Genomic DNA, 21119 nt, shown 5'->3' with positions numbered 1-21119 from the left:
TCAGTAGCCGTTAACCTGTAAGAAAGCCTGGAAGCTGGCATCACTCCATGGCTCGCCCTGCTGATCGTGCATACGTACCGCGTTCAGCCCGTTGACCAGTTCCGGCACGGTTTCCGCGCCCTGTTCGAAAAGGTCTTCCAGCGTGGAGATAAGCGTGATTTCCCAGTTTTCCGGTACGCGGCTGCGGGTCTGCCAGATCAGGTTCTGGTAATCACCGGGCTTATGGATGGCGCCGTTACCGCCCTCAGCCGGGGGGGTAAACTGACGGCTTTCCGGCAGCGCCGGGTTGAAGTTCAGACTTTCGCTCATGCCACTGTCTCCTCGACGAAGGTAATCTGGATCTGGTTTTCAAATACCCGAACCGGGTAACGATTGAGGTTACGTCCGCCGGGGCCGTGCAGGCACTGGCCGGTTTTGACATCGAAAACCGCCTCATGCAGCGGACATTCCACTTTACCGTCCTCGACGAAACCCTGACTCAGCAGCGCGTAAGCGTGCGGGCATACGTCTTCCAGCGCGTAATATTCGCCATCAATCAAATAAACGCCGATCTCTTTGCCCTCGACGTTACCGCTAAAAGGGAAATCTTCCTGTACTTGTTCTGCGTCACATACGCCTATCCAGCTCATCACGATCCTCCAGGCTTTTGTTTCATATATGAAACTCTGTTTCTTATTTAATACGGTCAATATAAAAGCGATGAATGTTTCGTCAAGCGCGAATGTGACGAATTTGTTAATCAGTCGAGGTTTAATTAGCTAAGTGTGCAAGCGATCACGAAAAAATGCAGCGATATGAAATTTTCATTATTCAGGCGTGAATGAATACATTTTTTTGATGATCTTTTATTTTTTAAAATAGAGATTGACTTCTTTTCTTTTTATTCCTTAAAAATTATATACGCGCATACCTCTGGCGTTTCACCTGTGAAACTTTAATTTAATTTATCTCATTAAAACAATGAGTTTCATAGGTGAACCATTTTAGTTACGTGACAATAACGTTCATAAAAAATATAAACAGACAGCACGATTAAGGCGGATTAAATGACGGCAAGATGGCAAGGCACGGTGGCACTTCTGGTGCTCATTATTATTTCCTACGTTGACCGCGTAAATATCTCGGTGATGATTTTAAACCCTGAATTTGCCGAACATTTTCAGCTAAATGAAAACAGAATGTTACAAGGAATGCTCATGACCTGCTTTTTGCTGGGTTATGGTTTTTCCGCTTTACTATTGACCCCAGTTATCGAAAGCAAATTACATTATCGACAGGGATTGTTAACCAGCATTGCGATATGGGCCGTGGTCTGCGCCATCTCGCCACTGCTGGGGTCGCTGATGGGCATGCTCATCGCCCGCCTGATTTTGGGCATTGCCGAAGGCCCACTCTTTTCACTGAAAACACGCTTTATCAGCGATAACTTTAGCGCCGGGGAAATTGGTAAGCCCAACGCCATTACCGCGCTGGGCGTTTCACTGGGGCTGGCGGTAGGCTTTCCGCTGATCACCTGGCTGATGGCACACCTTGGCTGGGCGGGCTCATTTTATGCCCTCGCGGCGATCAATCTGGCGCTGGGTGGGGGGTTAATCTGGCGTTTCCTGCCGGCCCCTCAACATTCGGAAAAGCGCCGAACGTCCGGGTTTGTACAGACCTTTACGCTTGCCTGGCAGACGCCGCTTCTGGGCTGGATCCTGCTGGTTGAAATCGCCACGCTGAGTTATCTCTGGGGCAGCAGCGCCTGGCTTCCGGCCTGGCTGCGCGATGAACACCACTTCTCCCTGCACGCGACCGGCTTTCTCGCGGCTATCCCCTTCCTGCTGAGTCTTGGCTCAAAGTTTCTGGGCGGTGTGCTGCTCGACAAAATGCGCCCGGACCAGGCACCGCTGCTGTTTGTGGTGGGCGGGATCTTAACGGCGAGTTCCGTCGTCATGCTGATGCTGAGCCACCAGCCCGGTTGGCTGGCGCTGTTTATGCTCTCGGCCAATGTTTTCTGGGGACTTCAGGGGGCGGCCATTCCGGCGGTTATCCAGCATCATGCGGTGCGGGAAGCCGTTGGCAGTGCCTACGGGATCATCAACGGGATTGGGAATATTTGCGCGGCGTTTATTCCGCTGCTGATGGGGATGGTGATGAAATCGGTGGGTTCAGTCAGCTCCGGTTTTTCGGTGCTGGTCGTCTCGCAGGTTATCACCCTGCTGGCAGGAGGCATGTTGCTGCTGCGCATGCGTCGCGCAGCAGCAATCCGGGCGTAAGGCTTATTCGCCTTTTTTCGCGGCCTGGATGTAGAGCATTTCCAGCGCGAGGGTGGCCGCTGCCAGAGCAGTGATCTCTGACTGGTCGTAAGCCGGAGCCACTTCCACCACGTCCATACCCACGATGTTCAGATCCTTCAGGCCGCGCACCAGTTTGATGGCGCGGTCAGAGGTCAGGCCGCCGATCACCGGCGTGCCGGTGCCCGGGGCAAACGCCGGATCCAGGCAGTCGATATCGAAGGTCAGGTAAACCGGCATATCGCCGACAATCTGTTTTACCTGAGCGATGATGTCATCCACGCCGCGATCGTTCACCTGGCCGGCATCCAGCACGGTGAAGCCGTTGTCTTTATCAAACTCGGTACGGATACCGATCTGCACAGAGTGGTTTGGATCGATCAGACCTTCGTTTGGCGCGGTGAAGAACATGGTGCCATGGTCGAATTCACAGCCGTTCGCGTAGGTGTCGGTATGGGCATCAAAATGCACCAGCGCCATCTTACCGAAATGCTTCGCGTGAGCACGCAGCAGCGGCAGCGTGACGAAGTGGTCACCCCCGAAAGAGAGCATGCGTTTACCGGCAGCCAGCAGTTTTTCGGCATGGGCCTGCAGTTTTTCACTCATCTCGCGCGCGTCGCCAAAGGCGTACACCAGGTCACCGCAGTCAACCACGTTCAGGCGCTCGCGCATGTCGAAGTTCCACGGGAAGCGGTTGTGCTCCCAGGCCAGGTTAGTGGAGACCTGACGAATAGCTGCCGGACCATGACGGCCACCAGCACGGCCTGACGTGGCCATATCAAACGGCACGCCGGTGATCACCCAGTCAGCGTCACTGTCGTACGGCTGGAAGTTCATCGGGAGACGTAAAAAACCAAACGCGTTAGATACCAGAGAGTTATCGTACTGATGGCCTAAAGTGCTCATGTCCTGACCTCTTTAAAGTCGATACATTAAAAACAGATGAAAAAAATCCCCTCCGCGTCGTTAAACCCGACGAGGAAGGGATTGATTTGTAAATCGCTTATTGGGGCGAATTATCGCCGCTAATTCATACGGGTTCAAGTGAGTATAGGCGAGGGTATTGCCCCTTGCCCTCACGACGCCCCTCTCCAACAGAGAGAGGCAGGTTTACTTACTCGTCTTCCAGATAGGTGTATCCGTAAAGACCCGCTTCAAACTCTTCCAGGAACTGCTGCTGCAGCGCGTCGTCCAGACCGGTATTTTTCACCTGGTCACGGAACTGGGTCAGCAGCTTTTTCGGATCCAGCTGAACGTATTCGAGCATATCCGCCACGGTGTCCCCTTCGTCGGACAGCTCAACTTCCACGCTGCCGTCAGGGAAGACAAACACGTCAACCGCTTCGGTATCACCGAACAGGTTATGCATGTTGCCGAGGATCTCCTGATAAGCACCGACCATGAAGAAGCCCAGCATCGGCGGGTTCTCCGGATCGTACTCTGGCATAGGCATCGTGGTCGCGATACCGTCGCCGTCGACGTAATGATCGATAGCGCCGTCGGAGTCGCAGGTGATGTCCAGCAGCACCGCACGACGTTCCGGGGCGTGGTTCAGCCCTTCCAGCGGCAGAACCGGGAACAGCTGATCGATACCCCAGGCATCCGGCATCGACTGGAACAGCGAGAAGTTGACGTACATTTTGTCCGCCATGCGCTCCTGCAGTTCGTCAATAATCGGACGGTGAGCACGGTTGCTCGGGTCCAGTTGCTGCTGTACGTCGTGGCACATGTTCAGATAAAGCTGCTCAGCCCATGCGCGTTCCTGCAGGCTGAACGTGCCCGATGAATACCCCACATGAATATCATGCAGATCCATCTGGCTGTCGTGCAGCCACTCGCGCAACGAGCGGCGGGTACCCGGCTCGTGCATCTCCTGCCAGGTCTCCCACATGCTTTGCAGCGCACGAGGCGCGTCCTCAGCCGGCGGGGTTACCTCGGAAATTTCACTGCGTTCAACGCCGATAATGTTCGATACCAGCACGGTGTGGTGTGCGGTAACCGCGCGACCAGACTCGGTGATCACCGTTGGGTGCGGCAGGCCGTGCTCTTCACAGGCATCGCCAATCGCCCAGATGATGTTATTGGCATATTCGTTCAGGCCGTAGTTCACGGAACAGTCGGACTGCGAGCGGGTACCTTCATAATCCACGCCCAGACCACCGCCCACGTCGAAGCACTGAATGTTTACGCCAAGCTTGTGCAGCTCAACGTAAAAACGTGCTGATTCGCGTACGCCGGTGGCGATGTCGCGAATGTTGGCCATCTGCGAGCCGAGGTGGAAGTGCAACAGCTGAATGCTGTCCAGACGACCACGCTCACGCAGAATCTCAACCAGCTGCAGAACCTGGGTCGCCGCGAGACCAAATTTGGATTTTTCGCCGCCTGAGGACTGCCACTTACCGGAACCCTGCGACGCCAGACGCGCACGCACGCCCAGACGCGGGATAACGTTCAGACGCTCCGCCTCTTCCAGCACGATAGCGATCTCTGTCATCTTCTCGATTACCAGATAGACCTTGTGGCCCATCTTTTCGCCAATCAGCGCCAGACGAATGTATTCACGGTCTTTATAACCGTTACAGACGATCACCGAACGGGTCATGCCAGCATGTGCCAGCACGGCCATCAGCTCCGCTTTGGAACCCGCTTCCAGGCCCAGCGGTTCACCGGAGTGGATCAGGGATTCAATCACGCGGCGGTGCTGGTTCACCTTGATAGGGTAAACCAGGAAGTAATCGCCTTTATAGCCGTAAGATTCACGCGCGCGTTTAAACGCGGCGTTAATGGAACGCAGACGATGTTGCAGGATCTGCGGGAAGCAGAACAGTGCAGGCAAACGCTGGCCCTGCGCCTCGCGTGCTTTCACCAGTTTGGCGAGATCCACGCGCGCTTCAGGAACGTCAGGATCCGGGCAAACGCTGATATGGCCCAGTTCGTTGACGTCGTAGTAGTTATTGCCCCACCAGGCAATATTGTAAGTGCGCAGCATCTTGCTGGCTTCCTGGGAGCTCATCGCAACCTCCTGCATGGAACGTAGTACACCCTGTTCGCCCGCTGACGAAGGCGAAAGCGAAGACATGTCGTCAGACATAGCGAACCTCAACTCTTTGTATTAAGTGTAAAACAGTTGACTACTATCGCAGCGTTATACGGCGATAACAACCCATAAACGGATCCATTTCCCAGCAGACTATGCTGAAAACCAGACCGTGCGACCGGTTTCATATTCATATCATTGTAAACACGTGTCCGAACTTAATTATGACAACGTTCGGCGAAACCACGAGAAAACTCTTGTCTTAACAAGAGCGCCCTTGTTCAGTTTTCACAAAGCGTGACCGGCCCTGGAATCCTGAGAAGCCCCGAGATGGGTATAACATCGGCAGGTTTGCAGATTAGAAATGCGGGTTGCGGGAATCAAATACGCGCCAGAACGGCTGCGCTGAATTAGCGGAAAACACTGGTTCATTATCTCGTATCACCTCCACGGCCGCTCCTGCTGAAACGGACCACAAGCCAAAGCTAAAAGTTCACTGCTTAACCCGGCTGGAAGTGGCGACACGATGAGTTCATCGAGCGCTTATTGGTATGAGCCGCGCGCCGCGTTTTATACCGAGAACAGGGGTAAATTGCAAAAGATAAATGCGCGGGTTGCCAGCGCCGTCAGGAAAAATTTCCAGCAGCGAATTCAACTCAGTGAGAGGTTAGTCAAAAAAAACTGGAAATCGGGCGAAGAACTGACCTAAAATAGCCATCCAGATGTTAATCCATCCATACTGATTAACACTCAGACTGCCAGTGTCATTAACCTGCAGGCCTTGGTAGAATTATCTCCTTTGGCTATTCCACACAGCAGCTTGAGCTAAACAAATTCCTTTTAGGTGAAATAAAACATGGCAAAACACCTGTTTACGTCCGAGTCCGTATCAGAAGGACATCCAGATAAAATTGCTGACCAAATCTCCGATGCGGTGCTTGATGCGATCCTGACGCAGGATCCAAAAGCGCGCGTCGCGTGTGAAACCTACGTCAAAACCGGCATGGTTCTGGTTGGCGGTGAGATCACCACCAGCGCATGGGTGGATATCGAAGAGATCACCCGTAACACGGTTCGTGAGATCGGTTATGTCCATTCTGATATGGGCTTTGATGCCAACTCTTGCGCGGTACTGAGCGCAATTGGCAAACAGTCTCCGGACATCAACCAGGGCGTTGACCGTGCCGATCCGCTGGAACAGGGCGCGGGCGACCAGGGCCTGATGTTTGGTTATGCAACCAACGAAACTGACGTGCTGATGCCAGCGCCCGTGACCTACGCACACCGTCTGGTGCAGCGTCAGGCTGAAGTGCGCAAGAATGGCACTCTGCCATGGCTGCGTCCTGATGCGAAAAGCCAGGTGACCTTCCAGTACGACGACGGCAAAATCGTCGGTATTGACGCGGTCGTTCTGTCTACTCAGCATTCCGAAGAGATCGACCAGAAATCCCTGCAGGAAGCAGTGATGGAAGAGATCATCAAGCCGGTTCTGCCAACTGAATGGCTGAGCTCCGCAACCAAATACTTCATCAACCCAACCGGACGCTTTGTAATCGGCGGCCCAATGGGTGACTGCGGTCTGACCGGCCGTAAAATCATCGTTGATACCTACGGCGGCATGGCGCGTCACGGTGGCGGTGCCTTCTCCGGTAAAGACCCGTCTAAAGTTGACCGTTCTGCTGCGTACGCTGCGCGTTATGTTGCGAAAAACATCGTTGCTGCTGGCCTGGCTGACCGCTGTGAGATTCAGGTTTCCTACGCTATCGGCGTGGCTGAACCGACCTCCATCATGGTTGAAACCTTTGGTACCGAGAAAGTGCCATCCGAGCAACTGACACTGCTGGTGCGCGAGTTCTTCGACCTGCGCCCATACGGTCTGATTCAGATGCTGGATCTGCTGCACCCAATCTACAAAGAAACCGCTGCATACGGTCACTTTGGTCGTGAACATTTCCCATGGGAAAAAACCGACAAAGCCGCTCTGCTGCGTGAAGCTGCCGGTCTGAAATAATCGACTGACAGCGAATGTTAAAAAGGCCAGCCCCGTGCTGGCCTTTTGCTTTTGTCAGCCAGAGAGCCTGACATTGCGCTTTACGTGAAACCGATTACACCCCACCCGATATACCTCGCTTTCAGAATAATCTCTTTGCATGATCGCATGTCTTATGCTGTTACATTTCCTTTCAGTTAAGTCTGAAATTCATTCAAACGCGATGCACATCAACTAATTTACCTCTATATTTTCAAAGCTTTAATTTTATTTACGGTTGTACACCAGTGTAACCGATTACACCAATGTGATTTATCTCACATATTTATACGGGTTGCTCACTTACCCTTAACATCGATAAAACTGATAACCCAACTGGAGGGCATAATGCCTGACAATAAAAAACAGGGGCGTACGTCCAATAAGGCGATGACATTTTTCGTCTGCTTCCTCGCCGCCCTGGCAGGATTACTTTTTGGCCTGGACATTGGCGTGATTGCCGGTGCGTTACCCTTTATCACTGAAGAGTTCCAGATAAGCGCTCACACCCAGGAGTGGGTAGTAAGTTCCATGATGTTTGGTGCGGCCGTGGGTGCCGTGGGCAGCGGCTGGCTCTCTTTCAGACTGGGCCGCAAAAAGAGCCTGATGATCGGTGCAATCCTGTTTGTTGCCGGTTCGCTCTTCTCAGCAGCGGCTCCAAACGTTGAGGTATTGCTGCTTTCTCGCGTGCTGCTTGGCCTGGCCGTGGGTGTGGCATCGTATACCGCCCCACTCTATCTCTCTGAAATCGCACCCGAGAAAATCCGTGGCAGTATGATTTCGATGTACCAGTTGATGATCACCATCGGCATCCTCGGAGCTTACCTTTCCGATACCGCGTTCAGCTACAGCGGCGCATGGCGCTGGATGCTTGGCGTGATCATTATCCCTGCCATTCTCCTGCTGATTGGCGTTTTCTTCCTGCCGGACAGCCCACGCTGGTTTGCAGCGAAGCGTCGTTTCGTCGATGCCGAGCGCGTGCTGCTGCGACTGCGCGATACCAGCGCGGAAGCGAAAAACGAACTGGAAGAGATCCGCGAGAGCCTGAAGGTAAAACAGTCAGGCTGGGCGCTGTTTAAAGAGAACAGCAACTTCCGTCGTGCGGTATTCCTGGGCGTGCTCCTGCAGGTGATGCAGCAGTTCACCGGGATGAACGTCATCATGTACTACGCGCCAAAAATCTTTGAACTGGCGGGGTATACCAACACCACCGAGCAGATGTGGGGGACCGTCATCGTTGGGTTGACCAACGTTCTGGCGACCTTTATCGCTATCGGTCTGGTGGACCGCTGGGGCCGTAAGCCAACCCTGACGCTGGGCTTCCTGGTGATGGCCGCCGGTATGGGTGTTCTCGGCACGATGATGCACGTGGGGATTCACTCTCCAACCGCCCAGTATTTCGCAGTGGGGATGCTGCTGATGTTTATCGTCGGGTTTGCGATGAGCGCCGGTCCGCTGATTTGGGTGCTGTGCTCTGAAATCCAGCCGCTGAAAGGGCGTGATTTCGGTATCACCTGCTCCACCGCGACCAACTGGATTGCCAACATGATTGTCGGTGCGACGTTCCTGACCATGCTCAATACGCTGGGCAACGCGAACACCTTCTGGGTCTACTCCGGCCTGAACATCTTCTTTATTGTTCTGACGCTGTGGCTGGTTCCTGAAACCAAACACGTGTCACTGGAACATATTGAACGTAACCTGATGAAAGGTCGTCCACTGCGCGAGATTGGCGCACACGACTAATTCTCTGGCGGGAGGTGCCTCTTGCACCTCCCCGCTTCGCGCTTTATGCTCTGCCCCTATGAAAGCACCCCGTCTCCCCATCGCCCTTCAGCAAGCCGTTATGCGCAGCCTGCGGGAAAAACTCGCCCAGGCCAACCTGAAACTCGGCCGGAATTACCCTGAGCCGAAACTCGTCTACCAACAACGTGGCACGGCGGCGGGCACGGCGTGGCTCGAATCCTATGAGATCCGCCTGAACCCGGTGCTGATGCTGGAAAATCAGCAGGCGTTTATTGAGGAAGTGGTGCCACACGAGCTGGCGCACCTGCTGGTATGGAAACACTTTGGCCGCGTGGCACCCCACGGCAAAGAGTGGAAGTGGATGATGGAAGCCGTGCTGGGCGTTCCGGCACGCAGAACCCATCAGTTTGAACTTGAGTCGGTACGCCGCAATACCTTCCCCTACCGCTGCCAGTGTCAGCAGCATCAGCTTACCGTTCGCCGTCATAATCGCGTGGTGCGCGGCGAGGCCACCTACCGTTGCGTCAAATGTGGTGAACCGCTGGTCGCGGAATAACCAACTGAACTTTCAGGAACTTTCCTGATCTGACTGATTGCATACAGGAACAACATTCGTTACGTTGCGGGCTCGTTTTGACACGGAGTGTAAGATGTCCCGTAATTTTTCTCTCGCGGTCGCTTTTCTGGCGACAGCACTCTCCGGCCAGGCTCTGGCCGACGGTATTAACAGTTTCTCCCAGGCAAAAGCGGCAGGCGTAAAGGTCAACGCGGATGTTCCCGGTGATTTTTATTGCGGCTGTAAGATTAACTGGCAGGGTAAAAAAGGGATCGTTGATCTCGAATCCTGCGGCTATAAAGTGCGTAAGAATGAAAACCGCGCCAGCCGCATCGAGTGGGAACATGTGGTGCCGGCATGGCAGTTTGGCCACCAGCGTCAGTGCTGGCAGGATGGCGGTCGTAAAAATTGCGCCAAAGATCCGGTCTATCGCCAGATGGAAAGCGATATGCACAACCTGCAACCCGCGGTTGGCGAGGTGAATGGCGATCGCGGCAACTTTATGTACAGCCAGTGGAACGGCGGAGAGGGTCAGTACGGCCAGTGCGGCATGAAGGTTGATTTTAAAGAGAAAGTCGCTGAGCCCCCGGCCCGCGCGCGCGGCAGTATCGCCCGCACCTATTTCTATATGCGTGACCGTTACGATCTCAACCTTTCCCGCCAGCAGACGCAGCTGTTCAACGCATGGGACAAGCAATATCCGGTGACGGAATGGGAATGCCAGCGTGACGCGCGCATCGCGAAAGTTCAGGGTAATCACAACCCTTACGTCCAGCGGGCTTGCCAGGCGCAAAAGAGCTAACCTACACTAGCGGCAATTCGCTTACACCGCATGACATATGGAATTTCTGACTATGCGCATTCCTCGCATCTACCACCCTGAGCTGATTACCGTCGGCCGCGAAATTGCCCTCTCTGACGATGCCGCCAACCATGTTGGTCGCGTACTGCGCATGGGAGCAGGACAAGCTATTCAGCTGTTTGATGGTTCTAATCAGGTTTTCGACGCGGAAATTACGCGTGCTGATAAAAAAAGCGTGCATGTAACGATATTGCGCGGCGAAGTGGATGACCGTGAATCTCCGCTGCACATACACCTGGGACAGGTGATGTCGCGCGGAGAAAAGATGGAATTCACCATCCAGAAATCCATTGAACTGGGTGTAAGCCTCATTACGCCACTTTTTTCTGAGCGCTGTGGCGTTAAACTGGATGCGGAACGTCTGAATAAAAAGATCCAGCAGTGGCAGAAAATTGCCATTGCTGCCTGTGAACAGAGTGGCCGCAACCGTATTCCGGAGATCCGCCCGGCGATGGATCTGGAGGACTGGTGTGCTGAAGAGGAAAGCGGGCTGAAGCTCAATCTCCATCCACGCGCCAGCGCCAGCATCAATACGCTGCCGCTACCCGTTGAACGTGTTCGCCTGCTGATTGGTCCGGAAGGCGGCTTGTCTGCTGACGAAATTGCCATGACGGCGCGTTACCAGTTTACTGATATTCTGTTGGGACCTCGCGTTCTGCGTACTGAGACAACGGCACTCACAGCCATTACCGCGCTACAGGTGCGTTTTGGCGATCTGGGTTAACGCTAAGCCTGAGCCCTCAGGCTTTTAACGGAGATGAAAATGATCAAGCTCGGCATCGTGATGGATCCCATCGCAAACATTAACATCAAGAAAGATTCCAGCTTCGCGATGCTGCTGGAAGCGCAGCGTCGCGGCTATGAACTCCACTACATGGAGATGAACGATCTTTACCTGATCAACGGTGAAGCCCGCGCACGCACCCGCATCGTTAACGTCGAGCAGAATTACAACAAATGGTATGAATTCGGCACCGAGCAGGATATTGCCCTTGCCGACCTCAATGTCATTCTGATGCGTAAAGACCCTCCGTTCGACACCGAATACATCTACTGCACCTATATCCTTGAGCGCGCGGAAGAGAAAGGAACGCTGATCGTCAACAAACCGCAAAGCCTGCGCGACTGTAACGAGAAGCTCTACACCGCATGGTTCTCTGACCTGACGCCTGAAACGCTGGTGACCCGCAACAAGGCACAGCTGAAAGCGTTCTGGCAGAAACACGGCGACATCATCATGAAACCGCTGGACGGCATGGGTGGCGCATCTATTTTCCGCGTGAAGGAGAGCGACCCGAATATTGGGGTGATTGCCGAAACGCTGACCGAGCTGGGCACGCGTTACTGCATGGCACAAAACTACCTCCCGGCCATTAAAGATGGCGATAAACGCGTTCTGGTGGTGGATGGTGAACCGGTGCCGTATTGCCTCGCGCGTATTCCGCAGGGCGGCGAAACCCGCGGTAACCTGGCGGCCGGTGGCCGCGGTGAGCCGCGCCCGTTAAGTGAAAGCGACTGGGAAATTGCCCGCCGCGTTGGCCCGACACTGAAAGCCAAGGGCCTGATTTTTGTCGGCCTGGATATCATCGGCGATCGCCTGACCGAAGTGAACGTGACCAGCCCAACCTGCATTCGTGAAATCGAAGCGGAATTCCCGATTTCGATCACCGGAATGCTGATGGATGCCATCGAGAAACGTTTACAGAAATAACCTTTCAATACTATTAGTGACAGCACCCCGGTTTGTCCGCATACTGGGGCTGTCGCTTTTTAAACCAGGAAACAGTACCTCTGACAATGAATTTACAGCATCACTTTCTTATTGCCATGCCTGCTCTCCAGGATCCGATTTTTCGCCGCGCCGTGGTTTATATTTGTGAATACAATGAAGACGGCGCGATGGGCATTATCATCAACAAACCGCTGGAAAACCTGCAGGTTGAAGGGATTCTGGACAAGCTGAAAATTTCGGCTGAAGAGCGTCTGCCGGAAATCAGGCTTGATAAACCGGTGATGCTGGGCGGGCCACTCGCAGAGGATCGCGGTTTTATCCTGCATACGCCGCCGGTCTTCTCTTCCAGTATTCGCATCTCTGACAACACCGTCATTACGACCTCTCGCGACGTGCTCGAAACGCTGGGTACCGCTGAGCAGCCGTCGGAAGTGCTGGTGGCCCTGGGCTACTCCTCCTGGGAGAAAGGCCAGCTTGAGCAAGAGATCCTCGATAACGCCTGGCTGACCGCGCCTGCGGACATGAACATTCTGTTTAAAACCCCTATTGCCGATCGCTGGCGTGACGCCGCGAAACTGATCGGCATTGATATCCTGACTATGCCTGGCGTAGCGGGGCATGCCTGATGAGCGGAACACTTCTGGCCTTCGATTTTGGCACCAAAAGCATAGGCGTCGCCGTGGGTCAGCGAATCACGGGTACCGCACGCCCGCTCACGGCCCTGAAGGCCAGTGACGGCACACCGGACTGGAACCTCATCGAGCGCCTGCTAAAAGAGTGGCAGCCGGATGACGTCATCGTTGGGTTACCGCTGAACATGGATGGCACTGAACAACCACTTACCGCCCGAGCGCGTAAGTTCGCCAATAAAATCCATGGCCGCTTTGGCGTCTCCGTGAAGCTCCACGACGAGCGTCTGAGCACCGTTGAAGCACGTGCAGGTCTTTTTGAACACGGCGGCTTCAGGGCTCTCAACAAAGGCAGCGTTGACTCCGCGTCTGCTGTCATCATTCTCGAAAGCTATTTCGAACAGGGTTATTGAGCGCCGGGGCCTGGAGTTGCCCCTGCGCCCGTCTTTCAGCCAGGCTCTGGTCAAAGTTCTGCATCCCCGCCTGCTGGCCGGTTTGAATAATACCGGGCAATTGCCACGTTTTTCCTTCGCGAATGAGATTCGCCGCCGCCGGAGTATTCACCAGCAGCTCATAAAGCGCCACGCGCCCGCCCTGCGCATCGGGGAGGAGCTTTTGCGCCAGCACCGCCCGCAGGCTGCCGGCCAGCTGATTGCGCACCGGATCTTTCTCCTGCGCCGGAAACGTATCGACCAGCCGCTCAATCGCCTGCGCTGCCCCGCGAGTATGCAGTGTCGCGAGCACCAGATGTCCGGTTTCTGCCGCCGTCAGCGCGAGGCGGATTGTTTCACTGTCGCGCAGCTCACCCAGCAGTATGACATCAGGATCCTGGCGTAACGCCCCGCGCAGCGCGTCGGCAAATGACGGGCTGTGTTGGCCAATCTCGCGCTGCTGGATCAGGCACCGTTCGCTCTGGTACAGAAACTCCACCGGGTCTTCGAGCGTCAGAATATGCCCGTCAGTATGGTGATTAAGAAAATCCACCATCGCTGCCAGCGTTGTGGACTTACCGCTGCCGGTTGCCCCGGTGACCAGGATCAACCCGTTGTCACTGGATAACAGCTCAGGAACAACCCGGGGCACCCCCAACGCGGAGAGTTGCGGGCAGACCCCGGGCAACAGCCGCAGCGTCATTGAGACGCCGCTTGTCTGTTTAAACGCGCTTCCGCGCAGGCGCTGGTTGCCCGCCAGGGTGACGGCAAAATCCACCTGCCCGTTCGCCCACCACGTTCCCTGCTGTTCATCGTTGAGCCACGCTTTTAATAGCGTATCGACTTCGGGCGGCGGAAACGGCGCGGGTTCAAGACGACCTGATCTGCGCCAGCGCGGTGGCGAATCACTGCACAGGTGTAGATCGGAGACATTATGCTTTACACTAAGGGCCACAATTTCTTCCACATCCATACAATACTCCTCGGAAAATGAACGACATTGCGCACAACCTGGCACAGGTCCGGGACAAAATCTCAGCTGCAGCAACACGTTGCGGCCGTGCTTCAGAAGAAATTACGTTACTTGCAGTGAGTAAAACCAAGCCTGCGAGCGCCATCGCAGATGCGATTGCGGCGGGTCAGCATGCGTTTGGTGAAAACTACGTGCAGGAGGGCGTGGATAAAATTCGCTTCTTCCAGGAACAGGGGAAGACGGATCTGCAATGGCACTTTATTGGCCCCTTGCAGTCGAACAAAAGCCGTCTGGTCGCTGAACATTTCGACTGGTGCCATACCATTGACCGTTTGCGTATTGCTTCGCGTCTGAACGACCAGCGCCCTGAAGCGTTACCGCCGCTGAATGTGCTGATTCAGGTCAACATCAGTGACGAAAACAGCAAGTCCGGTATTGCGCTGGAAGAACTGGATGCGCTGGCAGCAGACGTCGCGGCACTGCCGCGCTTAACCCTGCGCGGGTTAATGGCCATCCCGGCACCGGAGTCAAGTTATGAAAGGCAGTTTGCCGTGGCACAGCAAATGGCTGTAGCATTTGAGGCGCTTAAAGCGCGCTATGAAACGGTAGACACGCTTTCTCTGGGCATGTCGGATGATATGGAAGCCGCCATCGCGGCAGGCAGCACTATGGTGCGCATCGGCACGGCAATTTTCGGTGCGCGCGATTACACCCAATAATAAGGAAACCTGAGGAACGCCATGAAGACGTTGACTTTCCTGCTTTCAACGGTCATTGAGCTGTATACGATGGCGCTGTTACTGCGCGTCTGGATGCAGTGGGCCCGCTGTGATTTTTACAATCCGTTCTCGCAGTTTGTCGTGAAAATCACGCAACCTATCGTAGGACCGCTGCGTCGCGTCATTCCGGCGATGGGCCCCATTGACAGTGCTTCTCTGCTGGTCGCGTTTATTCTGAGCGTTATCAAAGCGATTGTGCTGTTTATGGTTATCACCTTCCAGCCGATAATCTGGATTGCCGCTGTTCTGATCCTGATAAAAACCGTCGGTCTGCTGATCTTCTGGGTGCTGCTGGTCATGGCGATCATGAGCTGGGTAAGCCAGGGCCGTAGCCCGGTGGAGTACGCGTTAATTCAGCTGGCTGAACCGCTGCTGCGTCCAATCCGTAACCTGCTTCCGTCTATGGGCGGCATCGATTTCTCTCCGATGATCCTGGTTCTGCTGCTGTACGTCGTGAATATGGGGATCGCTGAGCTGTTACAGTCCACGGGCGATATGCTGCTGCCGGGGCTGTGGATGGCGCTATGAGTGCAGTGAGCACCTGCGCTGACGGGCTGGTTTTACGGCTGTATATTCAGCCGAAAGCCAGCCGTGACAGTATTGTTGGGCTGCATGGCGATGAGCTAAAAGTCGCCATCACTGCCCCACCGGTTGATGGCCAGGCGAATGCGCATCTGATCAAATATCTGGCAAAACAGTTTCGTGTCGCCAAAAGCCAGGTGATCATCGAGAAAGGTGAACTTGGGCGGCATAAACAGGTAAAAATTCTCAACCCGCAATCTATCCCGACGGAAGTCGCGGCGCTGACAGAGCAGGATTAAACCATGCAGAAAGTTGTTCTCGCTACCGGTAACGCCGGTAAAGTGCGCGAGCTGGCCTCGCTATTAAATGATTTTGGACTGGATGTCGTTGCACAGACCGAACTGGGTGTGGATTCCGCCGAAGAGACAGGGCTGACGTTTATCGAAAACGCGATCCTGAAAGCGCGCCATGCCGCACAGATTACCGGTTTGCCCGCGATTGCCGACGACTCCGGTCTGGCGGTAGATGCCCTTGGCGGTGCGCCGGGTATCTACTCCGCACGCTATTCAGGCATTGATGCCACCGACCAGCAGAATCTGGAAAAGCTGCTTGTCGCGCTGAAAGACGTGCCAGATGATAAACGCCAGGCTCAGTTCCACTGCGTACTGGTCTATCTGCGTCATGCCGAAGACCCTACGCCAGTCGTCTGCCACGGCAGCTGGCCGGGTGTGATTACCCATGAAGCGGCAGGCAGTGGCGGCTTTGGCTACGACCCGATTTTCTTTGTCCCGTCTGAGGGCAAAACCGCTGCGGAACTGTCCCGCGAAGAGAAAAGCGCGATTTCCCACCGTGGACGCGCCCTGAAACTGTTACTGGAAGCACTGCGTAATGGCTAATTTGCCGCCTCTGAGTCTTTATATTCACATCCCGTGGTGCGTGCAGAAATGCCCGTACTGCGATTTCAACTCGCACGCGCTGAAAGGTGAAGTGCCGCATGATGACTACGTTGCGCATCTGCTGGCCGACCTCGATGCCGATGTACCTTACGCACAGGGACGTGAAGTTAAGACCATTTTCATTGGTGGCGGTACGCCGAGCCTGCTTTCTGGCCCGGCGATGCAAACGCTGCTGGACGGCGTGCGTGCGCGCCTGAACCTGGCCGCGGATGCTGAAATAACAATGGAAGCCAACCCCGGCACCGTTGAAGCCGACCGTTTTGTCGATTATCAACGTGCAGGCGTAAACCGCATCTCGATCGGTGTCCAGAGCTTTAGCGAGCCGAAGCTGAAACGTCTGGGACGCATTCACGGCCCGGAAGAGGCAAAGCGCGCGGCAAACCTGGCCACTGGCTTAAGCCTGCGCAGCTTTAACCTGGATTTGATGCACGGCCTGCCGGACCAGTCGCTGGAGGAAGCGCTGGACGATCTGCGTCAGGCGATCGCGCTTAACCCACCGCATCTCTCCTGGTATCAGCTGACTATTGAGCCAAACACGCTGTTTGGTTCCCGTCCGCCGGTGCTGCCGGATGATGACGCCCTGTGGGATATCTTTGAGCAAGGTCATCAGCTTTTGACCGCGGCAGGTTATCAGCAGTACGAAACCTCCGCATACGCGAAGCCGGGTTACCAGTGTCAGCACAACCTGAACTACTGGCGCTTTGGTGATTATCTGGGGATTGGCTGTGGCGCACACGGTAAAGTGACCTTCCCTGACGGGCGCATCCTGCGTACCGCCAAAACGCGTCATCCGCGTGGTTACATGGAAGGCCGCTACCTTGAACGTCAGCATGATGTTGAGGCGACGGATAAACCGTTTGAGTTCTTTATGAACCGCTTCCGCTTGCTGGAACCCGCACCACGTGCGGAGTTTGCGCGTTATACCGGATTGCCGGAAGCCACGATTCGTCCGCAGATTGACGAGGCGCTGGCGCAGGGATATCTCACCGAGTGTGAGGATTACTGGCAGATCACCGAGCACGGCAAACTGTTTTTAAACTCCCTCCTTGAGTTGTTCCTCGCAGAAGATTCCTGAAGGCTGATTCAGGATTTTGCACCCCATTCTGCCGGCTGAGGGAAAGGCTGGCAGAGTGTGGGGATGGATATTACTCGTACTTATGCAAAACAGCTTAGACGGGAGCTGACAAAAGAAGAAAGACGGCTTTGGTATCTACTGCGCATCCGCCGTTTCGAAAATTATAAATTTCGTCGACAACATCCTGTAGATCACTACATTCTGGTTTCGCCTGCTGTGCGGCTCATCTGGCTATTGAACTGGATGGCGGGCAACATGATGAAAAGCAGGAATACGATCGTCAAAGAACGTGCTGGCTTAACGAGAAAGGCTGGTATGTCATTCGATTTTGGAACAACGAACTCTGGAATAACGAAGAAGCGGTGTTAGAAAAGATCCTTGAAACACTGCAAATGCTGCAACCCTCACCCCGGCCCTCTCTCTAAAAGGGAGAGGGCGCAAACCATCCCCTCGCCCCTTTGGGGAGAGGGTTAGGGTGAGGGGAAATTACTTCAGCGTTCCCACCAGCGCCTTGCGGCTATCTTCCAGCGACACCACGCGTTTACAGACGTCTTTGCCGAACTGCTGGAAATCGTCTTCCTGGTTCTTCCACTCGTTCTGAATCGAGGTCTGCAGACCACCCAGGCTACCGAGCACGCCCTGCAGTGGGTTACCGCCGCCTTTCAGCACCGCTTTAGCCCCCATCTCGTTAATGCTGTCCTGCAGGATGCCACCCATTGCCTGGTTCACCAGCTGTTGACCGTCGGCACGAACCTGATCGATTGCCTTGTAATGGAACGTCAGGCCGTCGGAGCGATGCTCAATAATGCGGTTCATCTGCTCTTTCAGCTGTTTGTCGAGCTTCGTCAGGCGGGTGCGCATGTTACTGCTCTCTCCCACCTCTTTGGTGATGATCTTATCCAGCGCGACGCGGCTCTTCTCTACGCGCGTCAGGGCACCTTCATCAATCCACGGCAGCGCGGTACGCAAATCGGCCTGGTAGTCTTTCGCCTGCTCACGCTGAGCGGGGGTCAGGTTGTACTGTTTACCGTTAAATGTGACGTTCCCGTCCGGCGTAATCACCAGATGACCGTTCTCGCCTTTGACCTGCACGGTTTGCGGGCTTAACACCACGTCATCACGCGGGGTGACGCTACATTTATACTCCGCATGAGCGGTGAATCCGGTTGCCATTAAGGCAACAGCCAGCAACGTTTTGCGCATCTTAAACACTCCCTCAGACAAAATGGGCCAGCTAATGCTGGCCCCCTTACTGCTTAATTAGTCCCACCAAACGTCAAAAAGTTCGCTGACGCGGACATCTTCCAGTTTGTGGTCTTCGAGCCATTTGCGCACAAGCGCCTGATGTTCTCCGGTGCATTTACCGACTTCCTGGGTGCAGATCAGACCTTCCCATGCCAGGTAACCGCTACCATCAAAGGCCAGCTTGTTTGGCTCGATCACTTCATTAATGAACGCATCTACGTCCTGATCGATCTGGTCTACGCTGGTGCCTTCCGGGAAACGCCACGCAACGGAGAAGCCCACTTCCTGGAATTCTTCGATGTGCATTTTTTTACGCAGACGACGGCTACGATTCTTTGCCATTATTTCACCCTCTCGAACATTAAGTCCCATACGCCGTGACCAAGACGATGGCCACGCTGTTCAAATTTTGTCACCGGACGTGAATCCGGACGCGGTACATAGTCGTTGCTTGCAGACTGGTTTTTATACCCGTCCAGAGACGACATGACTTCCAGCATATGTTCCGCATAAGGTTCCCAGTCGGTCGCCATATGGAAGACACCGCCCAGTTTCAGCTTACTTTTTACCAGCTCAGCAAACGGCGCCTGAACGATACGGCGTTTATTATGCCGTGCTTTGTGCCACGGGTCAGGGAAAAAGAGCTGAACCATGGTCAAAGAATTGTCAGGAATCATTTTGTGCAGCACTTCAACCGCGTCGTGACACATAACGCGCAGGTTCTCAACGCCCTCTTCATGAGCCGTTGCCAGACATGCGCCTACGCCTGGTGAGTGCACCTCAATGCCGAGGAAATTTTGCTCCGGGCGCGCGTGGGCCATGGTAACCAGTGAAGACCCCATACCGAAGCCAATCTCCAGTGTTACCGGTGCGTCGCGGCCAAACAGCTCGGTAAAATCCAGAGGCTGCTCGCTGAACTCAACGCCCATCACCGGCCAGTAGTTGTCCAGCGCATGTTGCTGCCCTTTGGTCAGGCGACCCTGACGGCGGACAAAGCTGCGAATACGGCGCAGCGGGCGACCGTTTTCATCAAATTCCGGTGAAATGACGTCGTTTTTCATAAAAGAGTTGTCTGCTTGTGAGAATGTTCGGGAAACGGGCATTATCCAAAGTTAAGGCTTCTATGCAAGCATGGGAAAGATCCGGTTTACAGCAGATTGACGCTGTGCTGCAATCGGCGTCCCTGATTATACGAATCGATGACCATGCAAGCCTCTCAATTTTCAGCCCAGGTGCTGGACTGGTACGACAAATACGGGCGTAAAACCCTGCCCTGGCAAATTGAAAAAACGCCTTACAAAGTATGGCTCTCCGAAGTGATGTTGCAACAAACGCAGGTCGCCACGGTGATTCCTTACTTCGAGCGCTTTATGGCACGTTTCCCAACGGTGACCGACCTGGCCAATGCGCCATTAGACGAGGTGCTGCACCTGTGGACCGGTCTCGGTTACTACGCCCGTGCGCGCAATTTGCATAAAGCCGCGCAGCAGGTGGCGACCCGACACCGCGGCACATTTCCGGAAACCTTCGATGAAGTGGCTGATTTGCCCGGCGTCGGACGTTCAACCGCAGGCGCGATCCTCTCCCTGTCTTTAGGCAAGCATTTCCCGATCCTCGACGGCAACGTGAAGCGCGTCCTCGCTCGATGCTATGCCGTTGACGGCTGGCCGGGAAAAAAAGAGGTCGAAAAACGGCTGTGGGAGATCAGCGAAGCGGTTACCCCGGCAAAAGGCGTGGAGCGCTTTAACCAGGCGATGATGGACCTGGGGGCCATGGTCTGCACGCGATCAAAACCGAAATGCGAACTTTGCCCGGTCAATAATCTCTGCGTGGCTTATGCGAACCATTCATGGGCGCAGTATCCGGGCAAAAAGCCAAAGCAGACGCTGCCAGAGCGCACCGGCTACATGCTGTTGATGCAGCATGGCGATGGCGTCTTTCTGGCGCAGCGGCCGCCGAGCGGCCTGTGGGGTGGTCTATACTGCTTCCCACAGTTTGAAGATGAAGAATTGTTACGGGAATGGCTTAAACAGCGCGGCATCGCTGCCGATAACCTGACGCAGCTGACCGCGTTTCGTCATACCTTTAGCCATTTCCATCTGGATATTGTACCGATGTGGCTTCCCGTGTCCTCAATCACCGCCTGCATGGATGAAGGAGCGGCTCTCTGGTATAACTTAGCGCAACCGCCATCAGTCGGGCTGGCGGCTCCCGTGGAGCGCCTGTTACAGCAATTACGTGCCGGTGCAATGGTTTAGCATCAGCCACCAA

General features: G+C 54.7%; 26 protein-coding genes and 1 pseudogene. 17 read left to right on the top strand and 10 right to left on the bottom strand.

What is annotated here, in order from left to right; all coding sequences use genetic code 11:
- Together AC2FAP_RS11985 and AC2FAP_RS11980 are read right to left on the bottom strand one after the other, a co-directional pair.
- Entirely contained in the window at positions 1-309 is a 309-nt protein-coding gene (locus AC2FAP_RS11985) for a recombinase-like helix-turn-helix domain-containing protein (protein WP_014171555.1), read from the bottom strand.
- A complete protein-coding gene (locus tag AC2FAP_RS11980) occupies positions 306-629 on the bottom strand; it encodes a Rieske (2Fe-2S) protein (RefSeq protein WP_013098654.1) in 324 nt (107 codons plus the stop codon). The genes AC2FAP_RS11985 and AC2FAP_RS11980 overlap by 4 nt, the downstream gene beginning before the upstream one ends.
- A 417-nt stretch (positions 630-1046) precedes the next feature.
- On the opposite strand from AC2FAP_RS11980, the gene AC2FAP_RS11975 reads away from it, so the two are divergent.
- A complete protein-coding gene (locus tag AC2FAP_RS11975) occupies positions 1047-2258 on the top strand; it encodes an MFS transporter (protein ID WP_449541312.1) in 1212 nt (403 codons plus the stop codon).
- Positions 2259-2261: 3 nt separating this feature from the next.
- Here the strand turns inward: AC2FAP_RS11975 and speB are convergent, their stop codons facing one another.
- The 4 genes from speB to AC2FAP_RS11955 form a co-directional block, all read right to left on the bottom strand.
- Positions 2262-3182 (bottom strand): agmatinase, encoded by a 921-nt coding sequence (gene speB, locus AC2FAP_RS11970; RefSeq protein WP_014071686.1) that lies wholly within the window; start codon positions 3180-3182, stop codon positions 2262-2264.
- 208 nt (positions 3183-3390) lie between these two features.
- A complete protein-coding gene (speA, locus tag AC2FAP_RS11965) occupies positions 3391-5367 on the bottom strand; it encodes a biosynthetic arginine decarboxylase (RefSeq protein ID WP_020883700.1) in 1977 nt (658 codons plus the stop codon).
- Positions 5368-5375: 8 nt separating this feature from the next.
- Complete coding sequence (gene yqgB, locus AC2FAP_RS11960; protein ID WP_071605459.1) at positions 5376-5507, bottom strand: acid stress response protein YqgB; 132 nt, start codon at positions 5505-5507, stop codon at positions 5376-5378.
- Between the two features lie 94 nt (positions 5508-5601).
- Positions 5602-5745 carry a hypothetical protein gene (locus AC2FAP_RS11955; protein WP_419763464.1) on the bottom strand — a complete coding sequence of 48 codons (144 nt, stop codon included), beginning with the start codon at positions 5743-5745 and terminating at the stop codon, positions 5602-5604.
- 94 nt (positions 5746-5839) lie between these two features.
- Between AC2FAP_RS11955 and AC2FAP_RS11950 the strand changes: the two genes are divergently transcribed.
- From AC2FAP_RS11950 to ruvX, 9 genes are all read left to right on the top strand, one after another.
- Positions 5840-6022, top strand: coding sequence for a hypothetical protein (locus AC2FAP_RS11950; protein ID WP_025203262.1), 183 nt, complete (start codon positions 5840-5842; stop codon positions 6020-6022).
- A 147-nt stretch (positions 6023-6169) separates the two neighbouring features.
- Positions 6170-7324 carry a methionine adenosyltransferase gene (gene metK / locus AC2FAP_RS11945; RefSeq protein WP_014171559.1) on the top strand — a complete coding sequence of 385 codons (1155 nt, stop codon included), beginning with the start codon at positions 6170-6172 and terminating at the stop codon, positions 7322-7324.
- Positions 7325-7690: 366 nt separating this feature from the next.
- On the top strand, positions 7691-9088 hold the full coding sequence (galP, locus tag AC2FAP_RS11940; protein WP_014171560.1) for a galactose/proton symporter: 1398 nt from the start codon (positions 7691-7693) through the stop codon (positions 9086-9088).
- A 58-nt stretch (positions 9089-9146) separates the two neighbouring features.
- Complete coding sequence (locus AC2FAP_RS11935) at positions 9147-9644, top strand: SprT family zinc-dependent metalloprotease (protein ID WP_032670169.1); 498 nt, start codon at positions 9147-9149, stop codon at positions 9642-9644.
- A 94-nt stretch (positions 9645-9738) separates the two neighbouring features.
- The gene (endA, locus tag AC2FAP_RS11930) at positions 9739-10446 is read left to right on the top strand and encodes a deoxyribonuclease I (RefSeq protein ID WP_020883698.1); all 708 of its coding nucleotides are present in this window, start codon (positions 9739-9741) and stop codon (positions 10444-10446) included.
- A 52-nt stretch (positions 10447-10498) separates the two neighbouring features.
- Positions 10499-11230, top strand: coding sequence for a 16S rRNA (uracil(1498)-N(3))-methyltransferase (gene rsmE, locus AC2FAP_RS11925; RefSeq protein ID WP_020883697.1), 732 nt, complete (start codon positions 10499-10501; stop codon positions 11228-11230).
- Positions 11231-11269: 39 nt separating this feature from the next.
- On the top strand, positions 11270-12217 hold the full coding sequence (gshB, locus tag AC2FAP_RS11920) for a glutathione synthase (RefSeq protein ID WP_449541313.1): 948 nt from the start codon (positions 11270-11272) through the stop codon (positions 12215-12217).
- Positions 12218-12303: 86 nt separating this feature from the next.
- Positions 12304-12864: a YqgE/AlgH family protein gene (locus AC2FAP_RS11915; RefSeq protein WP_020883695.1), complete on the top strand. Its 561-nt coding sequence runs from the start codon at positions 12304-12306 to the stop codon at positions 12862-12864.
- Entirely contained in the window at positions 12864-13280 is a 417-nt protein-coding gene (gene ruvX / locus AC2FAP_RS11910) for a Holliday junction resolvase RuvX (RefSeq protein WP_014171567.1), read from the top strand. Before AC2FAP_RS11915 ends, ruvX begins: the two co-directional genes overlap by 1 nt.
- On the opposite strand, the gene AC2FAP_RS11905 is transcribed toward ruvX, so the two are convergent.
- Positions 13246-14271, bottom strand: a complete 1026-nt coding sequence (locus AC2FAP_RS11905; RefSeq protein WP_032678947.1) for a type IV pilus twitching motility protein PilT — start codon at positions 14269-14271, stop codon at positions 13246-13248. The two genes, ruvX and AC2FAP_RS11905, sit on opposite strands and share 35 nt — an antisense overlap.
- A 17-nt stretch (positions 14272-14288) precedes the next feature.
- Between AC2FAP_RS11905 and AC2FAP_RS11900 the strand changes: the two genes are divergently transcribed.
- The 6 genes and pseudogenes from AC2FAP_RS11900 to AC2FAP_RS11875 all read left to right on the top strand — a co-directional run bounded on the left by AC2FAP_RS11900 (position 14289) and on the right by AC2FAP_RS11875 (position 18028).
- The gene (locus AC2FAP_RS11900; protein ID WP_020883693.1) at positions 14289-14990 is read left to right on the top strand and encodes a YggS family pyridoxal phosphate-dependent enzyme; all 702 of its coding nucleotides are present in this window, start codon (positions 14289-14291) and stop codon (positions 14988-14990) included.
- Between the two features lie 21 nt (positions 14991-15011).
- Positions 15012-15578 (top strand): YggT family protein, encoded by a 567-nt coding sequence (locus AC2FAP_RS11895; RefSeq protein WP_014171570.1) that lies wholly within the window; start codon positions 15012-15014, stop codon positions 15576-15578.
- A complete protein-coding gene (gene yggU, locus AC2FAP_RS11890; RefSeq protein WP_449541314.1) occupies positions 15575-15871 on the top strand; it encodes a DUF167 family protein YggU in 297 nt (98 codons plus the stop codon). Before AC2FAP_RS11895 ends, yggU begins: the two co-directional genes overlap by 4 nt.
- A gap of 3 nt (positions 15872-15874) precedes the next feature.
- A complete protein-coding gene (locus tag AC2FAP_RS11885) occupies positions 15875-16468 on the top strand; it encodes an XTP/dITP diphosphatase (RefSeq protein WP_449541315.1) in 594 nt (197 codons plus the stop codon).
- Positions 16461-17603, top strand: a complete 1143-nt coding sequence (gene hemW / locus AC2FAP_RS11880) for a radical SAM family heme chaperone HemW (protein ID WP_121339819.1) — start codon at positions 16461-16463, stop codon at positions 17601-17603. Before AC2FAP_RS11885 ends, hemW begins: the two co-directional genes overlap by 8 nt.
- Positions 17604-17666: 63 nt before the next feature.
- Positions 17667-18028 (top strand): annotated as a pseudogene (locus tag AC2FAP_RS11875) (endonuclease domain-containing protein).
- Positions 18029-18089: 61 nt separating this feature from the next.
- On the opposite strand, the gene AC2FAP_RS11870 reads toward AC2FAP_RS11875, so the two are convergent.
- The 3 genes from AC2FAP_RS11870 to trmB are packed head-to-tail and all read right to left on the bottom strand — an operon-like array spanning position 18090 to position 19909.
- Entirely contained in the window at positions 18090-18806 is a 717-nt protein-coding gene (locus tag AC2FAP_RS11870) for a YggN family protein (protein WP_020883689.1), read from the bottom strand.
- Between the two features lie 57 nt (positions 18807-18863).
- Positions 18864-19190, bottom strand: a complete 327-nt coding sequence (locus tag AC2FAP_RS11865) for a YggL family protein (RefSeq protein ID WP_449541316.1) — start codon at positions 19188-19190, stop codon at positions 18864-18866.
- The gene (gene trmB / locus AC2FAP_RS11860; RefSeq protein ID WP_020883687.1) at positions 19190-19909 is read right to left on the bottom strand and encodes a tRNA (guanosine(46)-N7)-methyltransferase TrmB; all 720 of its coding nucleotides are present in this window, start codon (positions 19907-19909) and stop codon (positions 19190-19192) included. Before trmB ends, AC2FAP_RS11865 begins: the two co-directional genes overlap by 1 nt.
- Before the next feature lie 144 nt (positions 19910-20053).
- Here trmB and mutY point away from each other — a divergent pair, with 144 nt between their 5' ends.
- Positions 20054-21106 carry an A/G-specific adenine glycosylase gene (gene mutY / locus AC2FAP_RS11855; RefSeq protein ID WP_333083841.1) on the top strand — a complete coding sequence of 351 codons (1053 nt, stop codon included), beginning with the start codon at positions 20054-20056 and terminating at the stop codon, positions 21104-21106.
- Positions 21107-21119 lie beyond the last annotated feature (13 nt).

The organism is Enterobacter cloacae complex sp. 394I7, assembly GCF_057320345.1.
This window is presented reverse-complemented; position numbering and strand designations above follow the sequence as displayed.

Bases quoted from the DNA above. Each gene is read 5' to 3' on its own strand.
- galP (WP_014171560.1), top strand. From the start codon at position 7,691: ATGCCTGACAATAAAAAACAGGGGCGTACGTCCAATAAGGCGATGACA.
- yqgB (WP_071605459.1), bottom strand. From the start codon at position 5,507: ATGAATATGAAACCGGTCGCACGGTCTGGTTTTCAGCATAGTCTGCTG.
- speA (WP_020883700.1), bottom strand. From the start codon at position 5,367: ATGTCTGACGACATGTCTTCGCTTTCGCCTTCGTCAGCGGGCGAACAG.
- AC2FAP_RS11915 (WP_020883695.1), top strand. From the start codon at position 12,304: ATGAATTTACAGCATCACTTTCTTATTGCCATGCCTGCTCTCCAGGAT.
- AC2FAP_RS11885 (WP_449541315.1), top strand. From the start codon at position 15,875: ATGCAGAAAGTTGTTCTCGCTACCGGTAACGCCGGTAAAGTGCGCGAG.
- endA (WP_020883698.1), top strand. From the start codon at position 9,739: ATGTCCCGTAATTTTTCTCTCGCGGTCGCTTTTCTGGCGACAGCACTC.
- AC2FAP_RS11900 (WP_020883693.1), top strand. From the start codon at position 14,289: ATGAACGACATTGCGCACAACCTGGCACAGGTCCGGGACAAAATCTCA.
- AC2FAP_RS11985 (WP_014171555.1), bottom strand. From the start codon at position 309: ATGAGCGAAAGTCTGAACTTCAACCCGGCGCTGCCGGAAAGCCGTCAG.
- AC2FAP_RS11980 (WP_013098654.1), bottom strand. From the start codon at position 629: ATGAGCTGGATAGGCGTATGTGACGCAGAACAAGTACAGGAAGATTTC.
- speB (WP_014071686.1), bottom strand. From the start codon at position 3,182: ATGAGCACTTTAGGCCATCAGTACGATAACTCTCTGGTATCTAACGCG.
- AC2FAP_RS11865 (WP_449541316.1), bottom strand. From the start codon at position 19,190: ATGGCAAAGAATCGTAGCCGTCGTCTGCGTAAAAAAATGCACATCGAA.
- AC2FAP_RS11870 (WP_020883689.1), bottom strand. From the start codon at position 18,806: ATGCGCAAAACGTTGCTGGCTGTTGCCTTAATGGCAACCGGATTCACC.
- AC2FAP_RS11895 (WP_014171570.1), top strand. From the start codon at position 15,012: ATGAAGACGTTGACTTTCCTGCTTTCAACGGTCATTGAGCTGTATACG.
- AC2FAP_RS11975 (WP_449541312.1), top strand. From the start codon at position 1,047: ATGACGGCAAGATGGCAAGGCACGGTGGCACTTCTGGTGCTCATTATT.
- AC2FAP_RS11950 (WP_025203262.1), top strand. From the start codon at position 5,840: ATGAGTTCATCGAGCGCTTATTGGTATGAGCCGCGCGCCGCGTTTTAT.
- mutY (WP_333083841.1), top strand. From the start codon at position 20,054: ATGCAAGCCTCTCAATTTTCAGCCCAGGTGCTGGACTGGTACGACAAA.
- trmB (WP_020883687.1), bottom strand. From the start codon at position 19,909: ATGAAAAACGACGTCATTTCACCGGAATTTGATGAAAACGGTCGCCCG.
- ruvX (WP_014171567.1), top strand. From the start codon at position 12,864: ATGAGCGGAACACTTCTGGCCTTCGATTTTGGCACCAAAAGCATAGGC.
- metK (WP_014171559.1), top strand. From the start codon at position 6,170: ATGGCAAAACACCTGTTTACGTCCGAGTCCGTATCAGAAGGACATCCA.
- yggU (WP_449541314.1), top strand. From the start codon at position 15,575: ATGAGTGCAGTGAGCACCTGCGCTGACGGGCTGGTTTTACGGCTGTAT.
- AC2FAP_RS11935 (WP_032670169.1), top strand. From the start codon at position 9,147: ATGAAAGCACCCCGTCTCCCCATCGCCCTTCAGCAAGCCGTTATGCGC.
- rsmE (WP_020883697.1), top strand. From the start codon at position 10,499: ATGCGCATTCCTCGCATCTACCACCCTGAGCTGATTACCGTCGGCCGC.
- hemW (WP_121339819.1), top strand. From the start codon at position 16,461: ATGGCTAATTTGCCGCCTCTGAGTCTTTATATTCACATCCCGTGGTGC.
- AC2FAP_RS11955 (WP_419763464.1), bottom strand. From the start codon at position 5,745: ATGAACCAGTGTTTTCCGCTAATTCAGCGCAGCCGTTCTGGCGCGTAT.
- gshB (WP_449541313.1), top strand. From the start codon at position 11,270: ATGATCAAGCTCGGCATCGTGATGGATCCCATCGCAAACATTAACATC.
- AC2FAP_RS11905 (WP_032678947.1), bottom strand. From the start codon at position 14,271: ATGGATGTGGAAGAAATTGTGGCCCTTAGTGTAAAGCATAATGTCTCC.